Source organism: Kineococcus gurbantunggutensis (assembly GCF_050871925.1).
Lineage (GTDB): Bacteria > Actinomycetota > Actinomycetes > Actinomycetales > Kineococcaceae > Kineococcus.
This window is the reverse complement of sequence record NZ_JBJLSG010000057.1, coordinates 1-15813: the sequence shown is the minus strand read 5'-3', so window position 1 is coordinate 15813 and position 15813 is coordinate 1. Positions and strand designations below refer to the sequence as shown.

Annotated in this window: 13 protein-coding genes, 1 pseudogene and 1 riboswitch; of the genes and pseudogenes, 11 read left to right on the top strand and 3 right to left on the bottom strand. The window is 78.1% G+C overall.

Going from position 1 to position 15813, the window contains the following annotated elements; translation table 11 throughout:
- Positions 1 to 120 precede the first annotated feature (120 nt).
- Positions 121 to 813 (bottom strand): NUDIX hydrolase, encoded by a 693-nt coding sequence (locus tag ACRYR7_RS12470; protein WP_432572418.1) that lies wholly within the window; start codon positions 811 to 813, stop codon positions 121 to 123.
- Positions 814 to 1457: 644 nt separating this feature from the next.
- Here ACRYR7_RS12470 and ACRYR7_RS12465 point away from each other — a divergent pair.
- Entirely contained in the window at positions 1458 to 2741 is a 1284-nt protein-coding gene (locus ACRYR7_RS12465; RefSeq protein ID WP_432572417.1) for an MFS transporter, read from the top strand.
- Positions 2742 to 2789: 48 nt separating this feature from the next.
- Here the strand turns inward: ACRYR7_RS12465 and ACRYR7_RS12460 are convergent, their stop codons facing one another.
- Positions 2790 to 3392: a malonic semialdehyde reductase gene (locus ACRYR7_RS12460; RefSeq protein WP_432572416.1), complete on the bottom strand. Its 603-nt coding sequence runs from the start codon at positions 3390 to 3392 to the stop codon at positions 2790 to 2792.
- A gap of 176 nt (positions 3393 to 3568) precedes the next feature.
- Between ACRYR7_RS12460 and ACRYR7_RS12455 the strand changes: the two genes are divergently transcribed.
- From ACRYR7_RS12455 to ACRYR7_RS12430, 6 genes are all read left to right on the top strand, one after another.
- Positions 3569 to 4255: a metal-dependent transcriptional regulator gene (locus tag ACRYR7_RS12455; protein ID WP_432572415.1), complete on the top strand. Its 687-nt coding sequence runs from the start codon at positions 3569 to 3571 to the stop codon at positions 4253 to 4255.
- 244 nt (positions 4256 to 4499) lie between these two features.
- A riboswitch (cyclic di-AMP (ydaO/yuaA leader) is annotated at positions 4500 to 4621 on the top strand.
- 24 nt (positions 4622 to 4645) lie between these two features.
- On the top strand, positions 4646 to 5599 hold the full coding sequence (locus ACRYR7_RS12450) for a C40 family peptidase (protein ID WP_432572414.1): 954 nt from the start codon (positions 4646 to 4648) through the stop codon (positions 5597 to 5599).
- Between the two features lie 408 nt (positions 5600 to 6007).
- Positions 6008 to 6502, top strand: coding sequence for an HNH endonuclease (locus ACRYR7_RS12445; protein ID WP_432572413.1), 495 nt, complete (start codon positions 6008 to 6010; stop codon positions 6500 to 6502).
- Positions 6503 to 6570: 68 nt separating this feature from the next.
- Positions 6571 to 10185 (top strand): ATP-binding cassette domain-containing protein, encoded by a 3615-nt coding sequence (locus ACRYR7_RS12440; RefSeq protein ID WP_432572412.1) that lies wholly within the window; start codon positions 6571 to 6573, stop codon positions 10183 to 10185.
- A 111-nt stretch (positions 10186 to 10296) separates the two neighbouring features.
- Entirely contained in the window at positions 10297 to 10734 is a 438-nt protein-coding gene (locus ACRYR7_RS12435; protein WP_432572411.1) for a hypothetical protein, read from the top strand.
- Positions 10731 to 10949 carry an RNA-binding S4 domain-containing protein gene (locus ACRYR7_RS12430; RefSeq protein WP_407659711.1) on the top strand — a complete coding sequence of 73 codons (219 nt, stop codon included), beginning with the start codon at positions 10731 to 10733 and terminating at the stop codon, positions 10947 to 10949. The genes ACRYR7_RS12435 and ACRYR7_RS12430 overlap by 4 nt, the downstream gene beginning before the upstream one ends.
- Before the next feature lie 21 nt (positions 10950 to 10970).
- Here ACRYR7_RS12430 and ACRYR7_RS12425 read toward each other — a convergent pair whose 3' ends face one another.
- Positions 10971 to 11705 (bottom strand): class I SAM-dependent DNA methyltransferase, encoded by a 735-nt coding sequence (locus tag ACRYR7_RS12425; RefSeq protein ID WP_432572429.1) that lies wholly within the window; start codon positions 11703 to 11705, stop codon positions 10971 to 10973.
- Positions 11706 to 11965: 260 nt separating this feature from the next.
- Here ACRYR7_RS12425 and ACRYR7_RS12420 point away from each other — a divergent pair, with 260 nt between their 5' ends.
- The 4 genes and pseudogenes from ACRYR7_RS12420 to ACRYR7_RS12405 all read left to right on the top strand — a co-directional run.
- Positions 11966 to 12718 (top strand): GntR family transcriptional regulator, encoded by a 753-nt coding sequence (locus ACRYR7_RS12420; protein ID WP_432572410.1) that lies wholly within the window; start codon positions 11966 to 11968, stop codon positions 12716 to 12718.
- Positions 12715 to 14232, top strand: a complete 1518-nt coding sequence (locus tag ACRYR7_RS12415) for an MmgE/PrpD family protein (protein ID WP_432572409.1) — start codon at positions 12715 to 12717, stop codon at positions 14230 to 14232. Before ACRYR7_RS12420 ends, ACRYR7_RS12415 begins: the two co-directional genes overlap by 4 nt.
- A gap of 15 nt (positions 14233 to 14247) precedes the next feature.
- Positions 14248 to 15171, top strand: a complete 924-nt coding sequence (prpB, locus tag ACRYR7_RS12410) for a methylisocitrate lyase (protein WP_432572408.1) — start codon at positions 14248 to 14250, stop codon at positions 15169 to 15171.
- Between the two features lie 156 nt (positions 15172 to 15327).
- Positions 15328 to 15813: pseudogene (locus ACRYR7_RS12405) on the top strand (citrate/2-methylcitrate synthase); the annotation flags it as partial.

The window sequence follows — 15813 nt, the reverse complement described above, 5'->3', positions numbered from 1 at the left end:
GCCGCGCGGGTTCTGGGGGTTCGGGCGGTTCTGGGGGTTCGGGGGTCCGGCCCGCGGGGGTCCCGCCGGCGGGGTTCTCGAGGTCGGGTTCTCGGGGTCGGGTTCCTCGGGCGGGATTCCTCAGGCCGGGGGGCCGGCGGGCGAGAACGGCCCGGCGGACCCCTCGGGGACCACCGCCCGGTACAGCTTCGGCGGGCGGTGCCGGCCGCCGGCCTGCCGACCCCCGGTGGCCGCGATCGTCCCGGAGTGCTCGACCTGCCGGCGGAAGTTCGCCGGGTCCAGCGGGCGCTGCAGGATCGCCTCGTGCACCTCGCGCAGCTCGGCCAGGGAGAACTCCTCGGGCAGGAAGTGCAGCGCCACGTGCGCGTGCTGCACCTTCGAGCGCAGCCGCCACACCGCGTACTCGACGATCTCGTCGTGGTCGAACGCCAGGCCGGTGCAGTCGTCGGCGGCGGTCCAGCGCACGTTCTCGCCCTCGTCGGCCGCGGCCGCCTGGTGGTTGCGCACCAGCGCCGAGTACACGACGGAGATCACGCGCTGACCGGGGGAGCGGTCGGGCCGGCCGAACGTGTAGAGCTGCTCCAGGTAGCTGGGGCGCAGCCCGGTCGTCTCGGCCAGGGTGCGCCGGCCGGCGTCGCTGAGGCTCTCGTCGGTGCGCACCCAGCCGCCGGGCAGGGCCCACTGCCCGCCGAACGGGTCGCGGGTGCGGCGCACCAGCGGCAGGTGCACCCGCGGCGCGCCCGCGCGGTCCGGCAGCAGCGCGAAGATCACCGTGGAGACGGCGACGAGGATCGCCTGCTCGGACTGCACCACCGCGACGCCGCCACCCTCCGTGCCCGCCCGCTCCCACCGGGCGGGTGAGTAAGGGTGGTTCTGACAACAACTGCGGACGAGCGTAGGGCAGCGCCCGGCCCGGCGGCAAGCGCCCGCCGGCGCCGCCGTCCGCCGCACCCCCCCCCGGACCCCCCGGACCCCCGCCGGACCCCCGCCGGACCCCCGCCGGACCCCGCCGGGCGCCCGCGCGGTCGGCCCCGCGCGGTGGACCGGGAGCGGCGTCCACCGGGCCCCTCGGCGCGCTCACGGGGCCGACCGCACCCCGTGCCGGGTGGGGCGCGGTTCGCGGCCGGCGAAACCGGGGTGACAACTCCGGGGGAGCAGTCGTACCGTCGAGGTACACGGGAGAGGAGGTGGTCCGGTACATGAGTTCTCATCGGATGCGTGAGGTGGCTGCCCGCTAGCAGCCGCGCGATGGACGCGGACCGCTCTGGTCGCCCCGCGCGGCGCGGCGAAACCACGGCAGTCACCGGGTCCCCGGGCGCCGGCCCGTCCAGCCGGCCCTCTCCCCGCACCGCGGGGGAGGAAGCGCCCGGGGACTTCCCGCGCCCGCGGGCCCCCGCCCGGACCGGCACGGCCGCCGGCCCGGTTCGTGACCCCGGCGCACCACCTATCCTCGCCGGGTGGAACCCCGCACCGCCCGACGGCGCTGGCTGGTCGACACCACCCCGCTGCGCGAGAGCCCGGCGTTCCGCCGGCTGTGGGTGGGGCAGTCGCTGGCCGGCATCGGCACCCAGCTCACCGTCGTCACCGTCGGCCTGCAGGCCTACGCGCTGACCTCCTCCACCTTCGCCGTCGGCCTGGTCGGCGTCTTCGCCCTCGTGCCCCTGGTCGTCCTGGGGCTGTACGGCGGTGCCCTCGTCGACGTGCACGACCGGCGCCGCGTGGCGCTGCTGGCCTCCGCGGCGCTGTGGGTGATCGCCCTGGCCCTGGCCGCGCAGGCGTGGCTGGGCGCGGGGTCCACCGGGCTGCTGTACGCCCTGGTCGCCCTGCAGAGCGCCGCGTTCGCCGTGAACAACCCGGCCCGCTCCGCGATCGTGCCCGGGCTCGTGCCCGCCGCCCAGCTCCCCGCCGCCAACGCCCTGTCCGGCACCGCCAACGCGCTCGCGCTGACCGCCGGCCCCCTGCTGGCCGGCTTCCTCGTCGACGCCGGCGGCTTCCGGGTCGCCTACACCGTCGACGCGGTGACGTTCGTGGCCTCCCTGGCCGGGGTGTGGCGGCTGCCGCCGATGCCGCCGCAGCGCTCGGCCACCGCCCGCCGGGCCGGGCTGCGCTCGGTGCTGGAGGGCGTGCGCTTCCTGGGCACCCGGCCCAACGTGCGCGCCACGTTCCTGGTCGACCTGTGCGCCATGGTCTTCGCCATGCCGCGCGTGCTCTACCCGGCCGTCGGCGCCGTCGACCTCGGCGGGGGGGCGCGCACCGTCGGGGTCCTCGGGGCCGGCTTCGCCGCCGGCTCGGTGCTGGCCGGGCTGCTCTCCGGGCCGCTGGGGCAGGTGCGCCGCCAGGGCGCCGTCGTCGTCGGCTGCGTCGTCGTCTACGGCGCGGCCGTGGCCGCCTTCGGCGCCGTCCTGCTCGCCGCCCCCGCCGGGGCCGGCTGGCGCCTGGCCGCCTGCACCGGCCTGCTCGCCGTGTGCGGGGCCGCCGACGCCGTCAGCTCGATCTTCCGCGGCACGATCCTGCAGGTCGCCACCCCCGACGCCCTGCGCGGCCGCCTGCAGGGGGTGTTCATCGTCGTCGTCGCCGGCGGCCCCCGCCTCGGCGACGTCGTCCTCGGCGGCACCGCCGAGCTCACCGGCGAGGGCGTCGCGGCCCTCGCCGGCGGCCTGGCGTGCGTGCTCGCGGTGCTGGCGCTGGCGCGCGCCCAGCGCGGCTTCACCCGCTACGACGCCCTGCACCCGCAGCCCTGAGCGGCCCGGGCGTCCTCGAGCGGCCCCGGGCGGCCCCGGGCGGCCCGCTCAGACGGTGCGCACCACCTCGTCGAACGCCAGGCGCGGCCCGCGCGGGCGGAAGGCGTCCTCGGCGGCCACCCCGACGTTGACCACCGCGACGACCTCGTGCTCGCCGTCGGGGAAGAACGCCCGCTCGATCGCCGGCGCGTCGATGCCGGTCATCGGCCCCGCCGACAGGCCCACCGCCCGCACCGCCAGGATCAGGTAGCCCAGCTGCAGGGCGGTGTTGAAGAGCGCCGTGCGCTCGCGGAAGGCGTCGTCGGCGAAGAACCCCCGCGCGTCCGGCAGGTGCGGGAACAGCCGCGGCACCTCCTCGTCGAAGCGCCGGTCCGCGGCCACCACCACGCTCAGCGGCGCCGCGCGGGTCTTGGCGCCGTTGCCGCCGCTCATCATCGTCGCCAGCTGCTCGCGCGCCGCGGGCGAGCGGACCAGCAGCAGCCGCATCGGCTGCGTGTTCATGCTCGTCGGCGGGTACTTCGCCAGCTCCAGCACCGCGGCCACCTGCTCGTCGGTGACCGGGTCGTCCGTCCACCTGCTCGGCGTGCGCGCCGCGGTGAACAGCACCTCCAGCGCGCGCGGGTCCACGCCCGCCCCGGCGGTCGTGCTCATCGCCCTGCTCCTCCCTGTCGTCGCCGGGACAGCACACCGCCGCGGCGGCCCGTCCGCGCGCCGCCGCGAGTGTGACCTCGCTCACGCGCCGCGACCCTGCCGTCCACCCGCCGGGGGGTGGGCGCCGGTGCCCGCAGCGGTGCGAGCAGGAAGCGCCATGAACGATGATGTGCGCTGTGAGCGACCTCATCGACACCACCGAGATGTACCTCAAGACGGTCTTCGAGCTGGAAGAGGAGGGCATCGTGCCGATGCGCGCTCGCATCGCCGAGCGGCTGCACCACTCCGGCCCCACCGTCTCGCAGACGGTGGCGCGCATGGAGCGCGACGGCCTGCTGCACGTGGGCACCGACCGCCGCCTGGAGCTCACCGAGAGCGGCCGGGCCAAGGCGATGCGCGTCATGCGCAAGCACCGCCTCACCGAGCGGCTGCTCACCGACGTCATCGGCCTGGAGTGGTCCCTCGTGCACGAGGAGGCCTGCCGCTGGGAGCACGTGATCTCCGAGGAGGTCGAGAAGCGCCTGGTCGACATCCTCGACCACCCGCACTCCTCGCCCTACGGCAACCCCATCCCCGGCCTGGAGGAGCTCGGCGAGGTCGCCTCCGAGGAGGACTTCCGCGCCGGCGTGCAGCCGCTGACCGCCCCCGGCGTCGAGGGCCGCCCCGTCGTCGTGCGCCGCCTCGGCGAGCCCCTGCAGACCGACGTGGCGCTGCTGGCCCGCTTCGCCGGCGCCGGCCTGCGCCCCGGCGCCGAGGTCGTCGCCAAGGCCGCCGCCGGCGGCTACGAGGTCTCCGTGGGCGGCACCGTCCTGGAGCTCACCGGCGCCGAGGCCTCGCACCTGTTCGTCGCCGCGCAGGGCTGAGCGCCCGCGCTCCCGCGGGGCCGGTCCGCGCGGTGCGGGCCGGCCCTCGCCGCGCCCGCCCCGGGACACCGCCGGGTGGGACGTTCGTCACGTCCGCGGCACCGACCCGTCACCGGGTCGTGACATCCACCCCGGGGACGGGTTATGGTCCACCCGCTTCCGTGAACGTTCACACGAAAGCCCTCACGCGCACGCCGAGCCCTGCCACCGCGTCGAGGTCCCCGGACAGAACTGGTGGCAGGGACGGGGGAACCAATTTCCCGGGCGCGATCCGACGGCCAGCCCGGCCGCGGTGGGCGTCCTAGGGGTGAAGCCGGTGAGAACCGGCCGGGCGAGACTCCCGCCCGAACCCGACAGCTCACCTCGCAGGCGTCGGAGAGGCCAACCACCTTGACGACTCGCGTCCCGGCGCGCCACCGCGCCCCCGTCCGTCCCCTCACGCCCCTGACCGAGCTCGGCGAGGCCGTCAACCGGCACGCCGGCGGGGTCGGTCGCGCCGGTGCCGTCGCCGCCGCCACCGGCGGCCTGCTCGTCGCCGTCGCCCTCCCGGCCGGCGCCGCGCCCGCCGCGGCCCCCGCCGCCGCCCCCTCGGGCGTGGGCACCGTCAGCACCGCCGTCAGCGGCGGCCTGAGCACCGCCGTCGACTCCGCCTTCGGCACCAGCCCCGTCGGCGTGGTCTCCGCGCCCACCGAGGCCGCCGCGGTCGCCACCACCACCGCCGCCTTCAGCGCAGTGCCCACCCCGGCCCCGCCGCCGCCGCCGGTCGTCGTGCTGGCCGCGCCGGCCGCGCCGGTCGTCGAGCGCAGCGCCCGCTCCGCGGCCGCCGCCCCCGTCGTGCGGGGCTCGGTCGACGCCGCCGCCCTCGAGGCCGCCCGCACCCCCGCCGTCGTGGAGGCCGCCGCGGTCGCCCCCGCGCCGGCCGTCGTGGAGGTCGCCGCCCCGGCGCCCGCCCCGGCCCCGGCCCCCGCGCCGGCCCCCGCCCCCTCCGTGGGCCAGCGGATCCTCGAGGTCGCCGACGACTACGCCGGCGTGCCCTACGTCTACGGCGGCACCACCCCGGCCGGCTTCGACTGCTCCGGCTACACCAGCTACGTCATGCGCCAGGTGGGCGTCTCCATCCCCCGCACGGCCAACGCGCAGCTCGGCGCCAGCCAGCGCATCTCCCGCGGCCAGGCCGTCCCCGGCGACCTGGTCTTCTTCACCGACGGCGGCCGCGCCTACCACGTGGGCATCTACGCCGGCGGCAACCAGATGTGGGACGCCCCCCGCGCCGGCAAGCCCGTCCAGCTGCGGGCGATCTGGAGCAGCGCGGTCACCTTCGGCCGCGTGGCGCCCGTCGCCTGACGCGACCCACCAGCACGCACCGCGGCGGCACCGCGGCACGCGGGGCCCGGCACCTCGGGGGTGTCGGGCCCTTCGTCGTGCGCGAACCCGGGCGAACCCGCCCGGCCCCGCCCGGTCCGCCGGGAGCCGAACGCCCCTCGCCAAACACGTGTACCGCCGCGCCCGCGCGACGTACAGTGCGGTCACGACGACGGGAGGAGCGGAGGCGAGCATGTCCAGTCCGACGGGCCGCGAGCGCGCCCGCTCCACGACACCCGGCCCGGCCCTGCCCCCGATGACAGTGGGGGTACCCGTGGTGCGCCGCAGCGCGCACGTGCGCCAGCACGTGCATCCCGCCGCGCACGTCACCGCTCCCAGAGGCGTCGTCCCCACCGGGGACGGCGCCTCTCGTCGTCCGTGGAGGTGGTTGTGCGAACCCTCGTGCTGAACGCCGGCTACGAACCGCTCGCGGTGGTGTCCTTCCGCCGGGCGCTCGTCCTGGTCCTCGCCGGGAAGGCCTCGGTCGTGCTGGCCGACGCCGATCCCGTCGTGGGCGCGACGGTGAGCCTGGAACGCCCCTCGGTGATCCTGCTGACCCGCTACGTGCGGGTGCCGCGGGGCACCGTGGTGCCGGTCAGCCGCCGCGGGGTGCTGCGCCGCGACCACCAGCGCTGCGCGTACTGCCGCGGCCACGCCACCACCGTGGACCACGTGCTGCCGCGCAGCCGGCGCGGGCCGGACACCTGGGAGAACCTCGTCGCGTGCTGCGTGCGGTGCAACAACGCCAAGGGCGACCGCACGCCGGAGGAGATGGGCTGGTCGCTGCCGTTCCGGCCCGGCGCCCCGCGGGGGGCGTCGTGGGCGGTGCGCGGCGCCGAGCAGGCCGACCCGCGCTGGGACGAGTACCTGGCGCAGGCCGCCTGAGGGCCGCGGCGGGCGGGCCGCGGGAAAAGGGGAGGAGGCGCACCGGCCGGCGTCGCTAGCGTCGGACGGTGAGCACCCCCCAGCAGGCCCCGCCCCGGCGCGCCGGGGACCGCGGCGGCGCGCCCGCCCGCCCGGTCGCGCCGCCGGCGGGCCGCACCCTGACCGCCTCCCGGCTGGCCGGGCCGGGGGTCGTGGTCGCCGGGGTCCTGGCGGTGCTGGCCGCGGTCGGCGAGACCCTCGGCACGGTCGTCACCGGCCGCCTGGCCGACGAGCCGAGCGCCGCGCTGGTGGCGGCGCTGGCGGTGCTGCTGGTGGGCGCGGGGGTGCTGGACACCGCCGGGCGCGCGGTGTTCGCCACCCGCGTGGGGCGCGCGGAGGGGCGCCTGCGCGCCGACCTGCTCGACGCGGCGCTGGCGCAGCCGCTGCCGGTGCTGGCCGAGCAGGCCGTCGGCGAGGTCATCGACCGCGTCGACGACGACCCCCGCCAGCTCGCGCGGCTGCTGCGCGAGACGGGGTGGCGCCTGGCGCGCGCCCTGCTGCGCTCGTCGCTGGCGTGGGTGGTCGCCGGGCTGACGTGGTGGCCGGCGTGGGTGGCCTTCCCCGTGGTGGCGGCGGCCGCGCTGCTGGTGGCGCGGCCGCTGACGGCGGAGGTCGCCCGCCGCAAGGTCGCCGAGGAGGTCGCCTGGACCGACCACGCCGCCCAGCTGGAGGAGGCCGTCGCCGCCCGCGACGACGTGCGCTCCAGCCTGGGCGGCGCGCACGTGCTGCGCCGCTACGCCGAGGGCTCCTCCGCGGTGCTGCGGGCGGTGCTCGCCACCAGCCGCGCCGCCTCGGCGGTGGGGCTGCGCACGGCCCTGGTGCTGTCCTCGCTGCTGGTGGCCCTGGCGGTGGGCGGGGTGGCGCTGGTGCTGCGCGGCGAGCTGGGCGTGGCGGCGCTGGTGACGACGTGGCTGCTGCTGGCGGGTTTCGTCGGCGACCTCACCGAGGTCGCCGACCGGCTGCCGGAGGTGCAGGCCGGGCTGGGGGCGCTGCAGCGCACGCGGGCGCTGCTGACGGCGCCGTCGGAGCCGGTGGGCGGCGACCCGCTGCCGGCGGGGCCGCTGCCGCTGCGGGTGCGCGACCTGGACTTCTCCTACCCGGGAGGGGGCCCGGTGCTGCGCGGGGTGGACCTGCACGTGCCGGCGGGCACGACGTGCGCGCTGGTGGGGCGCAGCGGCTCGGGAAAGTCGACGCTGGCGGCGCTGTTCTCGCGCGCGGTGGAGCCGCCGCCGGGCGCGGTGCTCGTCGGCGGGCGCGACGTGCTGGAGCTGGACCTGCACGCGCTGCGCCGCACCGTCGGCGTCGTGACCCAGCGCACCGAGCTGCTGGCCGCGACGCTGGCGGAGAACATCGCCCTGGGCGGCGGGGTGCCGCGCTCGGCGGTGGAGGGGGCCGTGGACGCGCTGGGCCTGCGCGCCTGGGTGCGCGCCCTGCCCGAGGGGCTGGACACCCTGCTGGGACCGGGCGGCACGACGCTCTCGGCGGGGGAGGAGCAGCTCGTGGCGTTCGCGCGCCTGCTGGTGCGCGACGTGCGCATCGTCGTGCTCGACGAGGCCACCGCGCGGATGGACCCGGTGACCGAGCGGCGCGTGACCGCGGCGGCCGAGCGGCTGCTGGCCGGGCGCACCGGCCTGCTCATCGCGCACCGGCTGAGCACCACGCGCCGGGCGGCCTCGGTGGCCGTCCTGGACGGCGGCCGGCTGGTGCAGCACGGTCCGCGCGCGCACCTGGCGGCCGTGCCCGGCCCGTTCGCCGAGCTGCTGCGCGCCGCAGGCGGGCACGGGGCGCTCGACGGGCACGAGCCGACCGACGGGCACGAGCAGCCGACCGACGGGCACGAGCCGGAGGGGGAGGGACCGACCGGCGGGCACGAGCCGACCGACGGGCGCGAGCCGGCCGCCGCGCCCGCCGCCCGCCGGCCGCGCCCCGCCGTCCCGGCGCCCGCGCCCCGCCTGGCGCGCACCGTGCTGCGCGCCGTCGCCGTGCACCCGCGCTGGGGCTTGACCGGCGCGGTGCTGTTCCTGCTGATGTCGCTGCTGGGCGCGCACGGCGCGGTCACCGGCAAGCTGTGGGGCGAGGTCGTGGCGGCCGTCTCCGCCGGGCCGGGCGCCGCGCAGGGGGTGTGGCCGCTGACGGCGGCCGTGGGCGCCACGCTGCTCGCCGGGCCGTTCGCGCTGTTCACCGCGCTGCGCCTGTACCCGGCGTGGTGGAACGCGGTGACGCTGCGGGCGCGCAGCGCCGTGCTGGCCGGGCAGGTGCGCCAGCACCGCCTGCCGCGCGTGCCCGCCGGGGAGGTCACCGCCCGCTGCCTGGACTCCGAGCGCTTCGTGCTCTACGTCGACCGCTGGGTGGACGTCGCCATCGGCTGCGTGGTCGTGGTGACCACCTCGCTGCTGGCGGGCAGCGCGGGCGCCGGCGGCGTCGTCGCCGCGGTGATGGTGGTCTCGGCCGTGGTCTCGGTCACCGGCGCGGGGGCCGCCGGGCGCAGCGCGGCGCGCGCCGGCGACGCCCGCGCCCGCTTCGGCCGGGCCCTGGGCTCGGCCGTGGACGCCGCCCGCACGGTGAAGCTGGCCGCCGCGGCGCCCGGGGTGCTGGCGCACCTGCACGCCGTGGACGGGGCGCGGGTGCGCGCCTCGGTGCGCGAGTTCCGGGTGCGCGCGGTGCTGGAGGGCGTGCCGGTCGTGCTGGTCCAGCTCGCCCTGGTGGCCGTGTGGTGGCTGCACCTGCGCGGCACCTGGGACCTGGCGACCACGCTGCTGGTCTCCACCGCGGTCGCCGGCTCCTCCTACTACGGGCAGGTCGCCGGGGCGGTGGTCACCGAGGCCCCGGTGGCCCGCGAGTGGCTGCGGGCGGTGTCCGGGCTCGCCGGGCGCGCCGACGTGCTCACCCCGCCGCCGGGGGTGGACCTGCTCGCCGGGACCGCGCCGGCCCCGGCGGTGCCGGCGCACCACCCGCTGCGCGAGGTGGAGCTGCGCGGCTTCAGCGCCGTCCACGACGACGGCACCGTGGGCGCCGCGGACGTGGACCTGCGGGTGGCGGCCGGCGAGCTGGTGCTGGTGGCCGGCCGCGTCGGCTCGGGCAAGTCGAGCCTGCTGGCGGCGCTGGCGGGCCTGGTGGACCACGAGGGCTCGCTGCGCTGGAACGGCGAGGAGGTGGCGGACCCGCAGGCGTTCCTGCGCCCGGCGCAGGTCTGCTACGTGGCGCAGGTGCCGCGGGTGCTCTCGGGCTCCTTCACCGACAACGTGGCCCTGGACCACCCCGGCGCCGCGCTCCGGCAGGCGGCGGCGCTGGCCGACGCGCGGATGGGCCCGGACGTGGCGGCCGCGGGCGGGCCGGGGGCGCTGGTGGGCCACCGCGGGGTGCGCCTGTCGGGTGGGCAGGTGCAGCGCCTGGCGCTGGCGCGCGCGCTGGCCTCCGGCGCGGACCTGCTCGTCGCCGACGACGTCTCCTCCGCGCTGGACGCGCGCACCGAGGTGGAGCTGTGGCGGGCGCTGCGCGGGCGCGGCACCACGGTGCTGGGCTCCAGCTCGAAGCGGGCTGCGCTGGCCGCGGCCGACCGGGTCGTGGTCCTGGTGGACGGCCGGGTCGCCGCCAGCGGGCCGTGGTCACGGCTTCAGGAGCGCTGGGGCCACCTGGCGGGGTGAGCCCGCGACCTCCGGCGGACCGGGGCGAGCCGCACGGGGGAGGGCCGGGCCCGCGCCCGGGTGCGATGCTCGTGCCGACAGCGGCACGAGCACGAGGCGCGGGAGGTTGCGGTGGGCGAGAACGGCGACGGCAGGGGCGGCAGGGGGAGCGCGTCCCTGGACGCGGTGCTGCGGGAGGTGCTGCGCGGCGGCCGGCTCGACCCGGGCGCCGAGCGGCTGGCCGCGCAGGGCGTGGAGCGGCTGCGCACCTTCCTGGCGGGCGACCCGTCCGTGAACCTCGGCAAGGGCGCCGCGGGCGCGGCCACCGGGGCGGACGAGCGGCTGGGCGAGCAGGTGGGCGACGCGGTGGACGCCGAGGTCGTCGAGGACGACGGGGACGGGGCCGTCGCGGCGGGCGCGCCGCGCACCCTGCGGCACGTGGTCCCGCTGCGCGGCGGCCGGCTGGCGGAGGTGCTGGTGCCCGAGGGCATGACCACCGCCGACGCCCGGCGCATCGCCGCGGTGCTGGAGGCGCTGGCCCTGGACGAGGAGGAGGGCGCGGGCGCGTGAGCGTGCAGCGCGACGTGCAGGTCACCGGCACCGTGCGCCTGGGGCAGTTCCTCAAGCTGGCCGGCGCCGTCGGTTCCGGCGGCGAGGCCCGCGAGGTGCTCTCCGCCGGCGAGGTCACCGTCAACGGCGAGGTGGACGAGCGCCGCGGCCGGCAGCTCTCCGACGGCGACGTCGTCGAGCTCGGCGGGCAGGAGTGGCGCGTCCTGGTCGGATGAGCCCCGCCCGGGCGGTGCGCCTCAGCGCTGCGGCAGCCGCCAGGCCGACACGTGCGAGGTGCTCTCGGCGGTGAAGGGCGACCCGTCCCAGCCCGCCCACCGCCCGGCGGGTTCCAGGCCCGCCAGGCGCGCCATGAGGTCCAGCTCGGCGGGCCAGGCCCAGCGGTGCTCGGAGCGGAACACCGAGCCGCGCCCCTCGCGCACGGCGTAGTGGTGCGAGACCAGCCGCTGGTGCACCACGTCGAAGGTGTCCACGCCCACGCGGTGCTCGCCGACGTGGAAGGGCCGGGCGCTCTCCCCGGGCGGCAGGCTGCGCAGCGGCGGCACGAACACCTCCACGACGAACTCGCCGCCGGGCGCCAGGTGGCGGGCGGCGTTGCGGAAGCACGCCACCTGCGCGTCCTGGGTGAGCAGGTTCGTGATCGTGTTGTAGACGAGGTAGACGAGCCGGAAACCCCCGCAGCCGGGGGCGGTGGCGCCGGCCATGTCCCCGATCGTCACCGGCACCGCGTCCGCGCCGGGTTTCTCCCGCAGCCGCGCGGCCATGTGCTCGGACAGCTCGATGCCGGAGACGGGCACGCCGCGCGCGCTCAGCGGCAGCGCCACCCGGCCGGTGCCGACGGCCAGCTCCAGGGCCGGACCGCCCCCGGCGCGGCGGGCCAGGAACTCCACGGCCGGGGCGAGCACCTCCGGGGCGAACACCTCCGCGGAGGACACGTCGTAGTCGCGGGCCACCTCCGGCCCCCACACCCGCACCGCGGCCGCGTCGCCGCTCGCGTCGCCGGTCGCGCCGCCGGTCGCGCCGCCGGTCGCGCCGCCGGTCGCGCCGCCGGTCGTGTCGTCGTCGAGCACCCCGACGACGCTGCCACCGCGGCGGCGGGCGGGCCACGGGTTTTCCGCCACGGCGGGCCCGGGGTGCGCCCGGGGTATGCACAACGGCCCCCGAGAGCTACCTTTCGAGGGAGCAGACCCGTGCTGTGCATGCACGGACCTCGACGGCGAGGGAGGGGGACCGGGTGCGCGCTCGCGACCGCGCCTACGCGCAGCTGCGCGAGGACGTCCTCGACGGCGTCCTGGCGCCCGGGGCGGTGCTCGCCGAGGTGGAGCAGTCCCTGCGGCTGGGCATGTCCCGCACCCCCGTGCGCGAGGCGTTCGCCCGCCTGGTCGCCGACGGGCTGGCCGAGCCGCTGGCCGGACGCGGCCTGGTCGTCACCGCCCTGTCCGCCGACGGCGTCGCGGAGCTGTACGAGGTGCGCGAGCCGCTGGAGCGGCAGGCCGTGCGGCTGGCCGCCCGCCGCGGCGACCCGGCGGTGTTCGCCGCGCTGGCCGAGCGCTTCGGGCGCGCCCCGGACCTCGTGGGCGCCGGCGAGCAGGGGCTGCGCGAGTACTACGCCCTGGTCGCCGAGTTCGACGCCGCCGTGGACGCCGCCGTCGCCAACGCCCACCTGGTGCAGGCGCTGGGGGCGGTGCGCACCCACCTGGTGCGGGTGCGGCGCCTGGCCCGGCACGACCCCGCCCGGCTCGTGCAGGCCGCCGGCGAGCACCGCCTCGTCGCCGAGGCGGTCGCCGCCGGCGACGCCGAGCTGGCCGCCTCCGCGGTGCGGGTGCACCTGCACCGCAGCCGCACCCAGTTCCTGCACGCCGTCGGCGCACCGGCCGCGGACCCCCGCGGGCCCGCCGGGCCCGGCGCCCGGACCGGGACCCGGCGCGGGACCCGGCCCGGGACCCGACCCCGCACCCCCACCACCGCTCAGGAGGCCACCGCGTGAAGAACCGCACCGTCCGGGTCCGCCGCAGCGAGGAGGAGTTCCCCCGGCACGAGGAGCTGGCCTGGCAGCTCGCCGAGCTGGCCGCCGACCCGGTGCCCGTCGAGGACGACGTCGCGCAGATGGTCGTCAACCGCGTGGTGGACAACGCCGCCGTCTCCGCCGCCTCCCTGCTGCGCGCCCCCGTCGTCTCCGCCCGGGCGCAGGCCCTGGCCCACCCGCCCTCGCGCGGCGGGCGCGGCGGGCGCGTGGTGGGCACGCGCGAGGACGTGTCGGTGGAGTGGGCGGCGTGGGCCAACGGCGTGGCCGTGCGCGAGCTGGACTTCCACGACACCTTCCTGGCCGCGGAGTACTCCCACCCCGGCGACAACGTGCCCGCGCTGGTGGCGGTGGCCCAGCACGCCGGCTGCGACGGGGCCGCGCTGCTGCGCGGGATCGTCACCGCCTACGAGGTGCAGGTGGACCTCGTGCGGGCGATCAGCCTGCACCGGCACAAGATCGACCACGTCGCGCACCTGGGCCCCTCGGTGGCCGCCGGGCTGGGCACGATGCTCGGCCTGCCGGTGGAGACCACGTACCAGGCGATCGGGCAGGCCCTGCACACCACGACCGCCACCCGGCAGTCGCGCAAGGGCGCCATCTCCACCTGGAAGGCGCACGCCCCGGCCTTCGCGGGCAAGGTCGCGGTGGAGGCGGTGGACCGCGCGCTGCGCGGGCAGACCAGCCCGGCGCCGGTGTACGAGGGCGAGGACGGCGTGATCGCGTGGCTGCTCGACGGCCCGGACGCGGTGTACGAGGTGCCGCTGCCCGAGCCGGGGGAACCGCGCCGGGCGATCCTGGACACCTACACCAAGGAGCACTCCGCGGAGTACCAGGCGCAGGCCGTCATCGACCTGGCGCGCCGGCTGCACCGCGAGCACCCCGAGCTGCGCGACCCCGCGAACGTCGCCTCGATCGTGCTGCACACCTCCCACCACACCCACCACGTCATCGGTTCCGGCTCCGGCGACCCGCAGAAGTACGACCCGGCCGCCAGCCGCGAGACGCTGGACCACTCGGTGCCCTACGTCGTGGCCGTCGCCCTGCAGGACGGCGCGTGGCACCACGTGGACTCCTACGCGCCGCAGCGCGCCGCGCGCCCGGACACCGTGGCGCTGTGGCGGAAGGTGAGCACCGTGGAGGACCCGGAGTGGACCGCCCGGTACCACGAGAGCGACCCGGCGCGGAAGGCGTTCGGCGGCCGGGTCGTGGCCACCCTGACCGACGGCTCCACCGTCGTCGACGAGATCGCGGTGGCCGACGCGCACCCGCTGGGCGCGCGCCCCTTCGGCCGCGAGGACTACCTGGCCAAGCTGCGCACCCTGTCCGCCGGGGTCCTGGAGGACGCCGAGGTGGAGCGGTTCGCCGCGCTCGCCCAGCGCCTGCCGGAGCTGGACGCCGCGGGCGTGCGCGAGCTGGGCGTCGTCGCCCCGCCGGAGCACCTGGCGACCGTGCCGCTGCCGCACGGGCTGTTCTGAGAGGGGTCCGCGCTGATGCTGTACTCGACCACCACCCCCGCCGCCAAGCGCAAGGCGCTGCGCGCGGCGCTGGCCTCCGGGGAGCTGCTGCGCTTCCCCGGCGCGTTCAACCCGCTGTCGGCGCGCCTGGTGCAGCGCAAGGGCTTCGAGGGCGTCTACGTCTCCGGCGCGGTGCTCTCGGCGGACCTGGGCCTGCCCGACGTGGGGCTGACCACGCTGCCGGAGGTCGCCGGCCGCTCCGCGGAGATCGCCCGCCAGACCGACCTGCCCGTCCTCGTCGACGCCGACACCGGTTTCGGCGAGCCGCTGAACCTGGCGCGCACCGTGCAGGCGCTGGAGGACGCCGGCGTGGCCGCGTTCCACGTCGAGGACCAGGTGAACCCCAAGCGCTGCGGGCACCTGGAGGGCAAGAGCGTCGTCGACGGCACCACCGCGGTGCGCCGGGTCAAGGCCGCCGTCGACGCGCGCCGCGACGGCGACCTCGTCGTCGTCGCCCGCACCGACGTGCGCGGCACGGTGCCCGGCCCGGAGGGGCTGCGCGCGGCGGTGGAGCGCTCCAGGGCGCTCGTCGACGCCGGCGCCGACGTGCTGTTCCCCGAGGCGATGGCGGACCTGGCGGAGTTCGAGGCGGTCTGCTCCGCCGTCGACGTGCCGGTGCTGGCGAACATGACGGAGTTCGGGCGCAGCGACCTGTTCACCCACGAGCAGCTGCGCGACGCGGGCGTGCGGCTGGTCATCCACCCCGTCTCGCTGCTGCGCCTGGCGATGGGCGCGGCCGAGCGCGCGCTGGACGAGCTGGCGGGCGAGGGCACGCTGGCCGGGCAGGTGCCGCACATGCAGACCAGGGCGCAGCTGTACGACCTGCTCGACTACGCCTCCTACGGCGAGTTCGACGCGGGCGTCTACGACTTCACCCTCGAGGGCAACCGGGACAGCTGACCGCACCGTGCGGCCGGGACGAGCGAGGCGGAGGGGCGTGGCGTGAGCACGACGGGCACGACTCAGGGCGCGAGTCAGGGCGCGAGTCAGGGCGCGAGCCAGGGCGCGAGTCAGGGCGCGGCGCGGGGGCCGGGCGGGCCGGAGGTCCGCAAGGGGCTGGCCGGGGTGGTGACCGACACCACGGCCGTCTCGAAGGTGGACCCGGCGACGAACTCCCTGCTGTACCGGGGGTACCCGGTGCAGGAGCTGGCGGCCCGGTGCTCCTTCGAGGAGGTCGCCCACCTGCTGTGGCACGGGGAGCTGCCCACGGAGGCGGAGCTGGCGGGGCTGCGCGAGCGCGAGCGGGCGCACCGGGCGCTGGACCCGCGCGTGCTGCGGGTGCTGGCCGAGCTGCCGGCCGGCGCGCACCCGATGGACGTGGTGCGCACGGCCGTCAGCGCGCTGGGCGCGCTGGCCCCCGACGCGGCCGACTCCTCCCCGGCCGCCGAGCTGGCCAAGGCCGAGCGGCTGTTCGCCGTCCTGCCGGCGGTGGTGGCGCTCACCCAGCGCCGCCGGGGCCGGGCGGGGGCCGGGCCCGCCCCGCGCCCACACCGGGTCCCGGCGCACTAACACTTTCCGGCGCGTGGGGGGCCCACCCCCCCC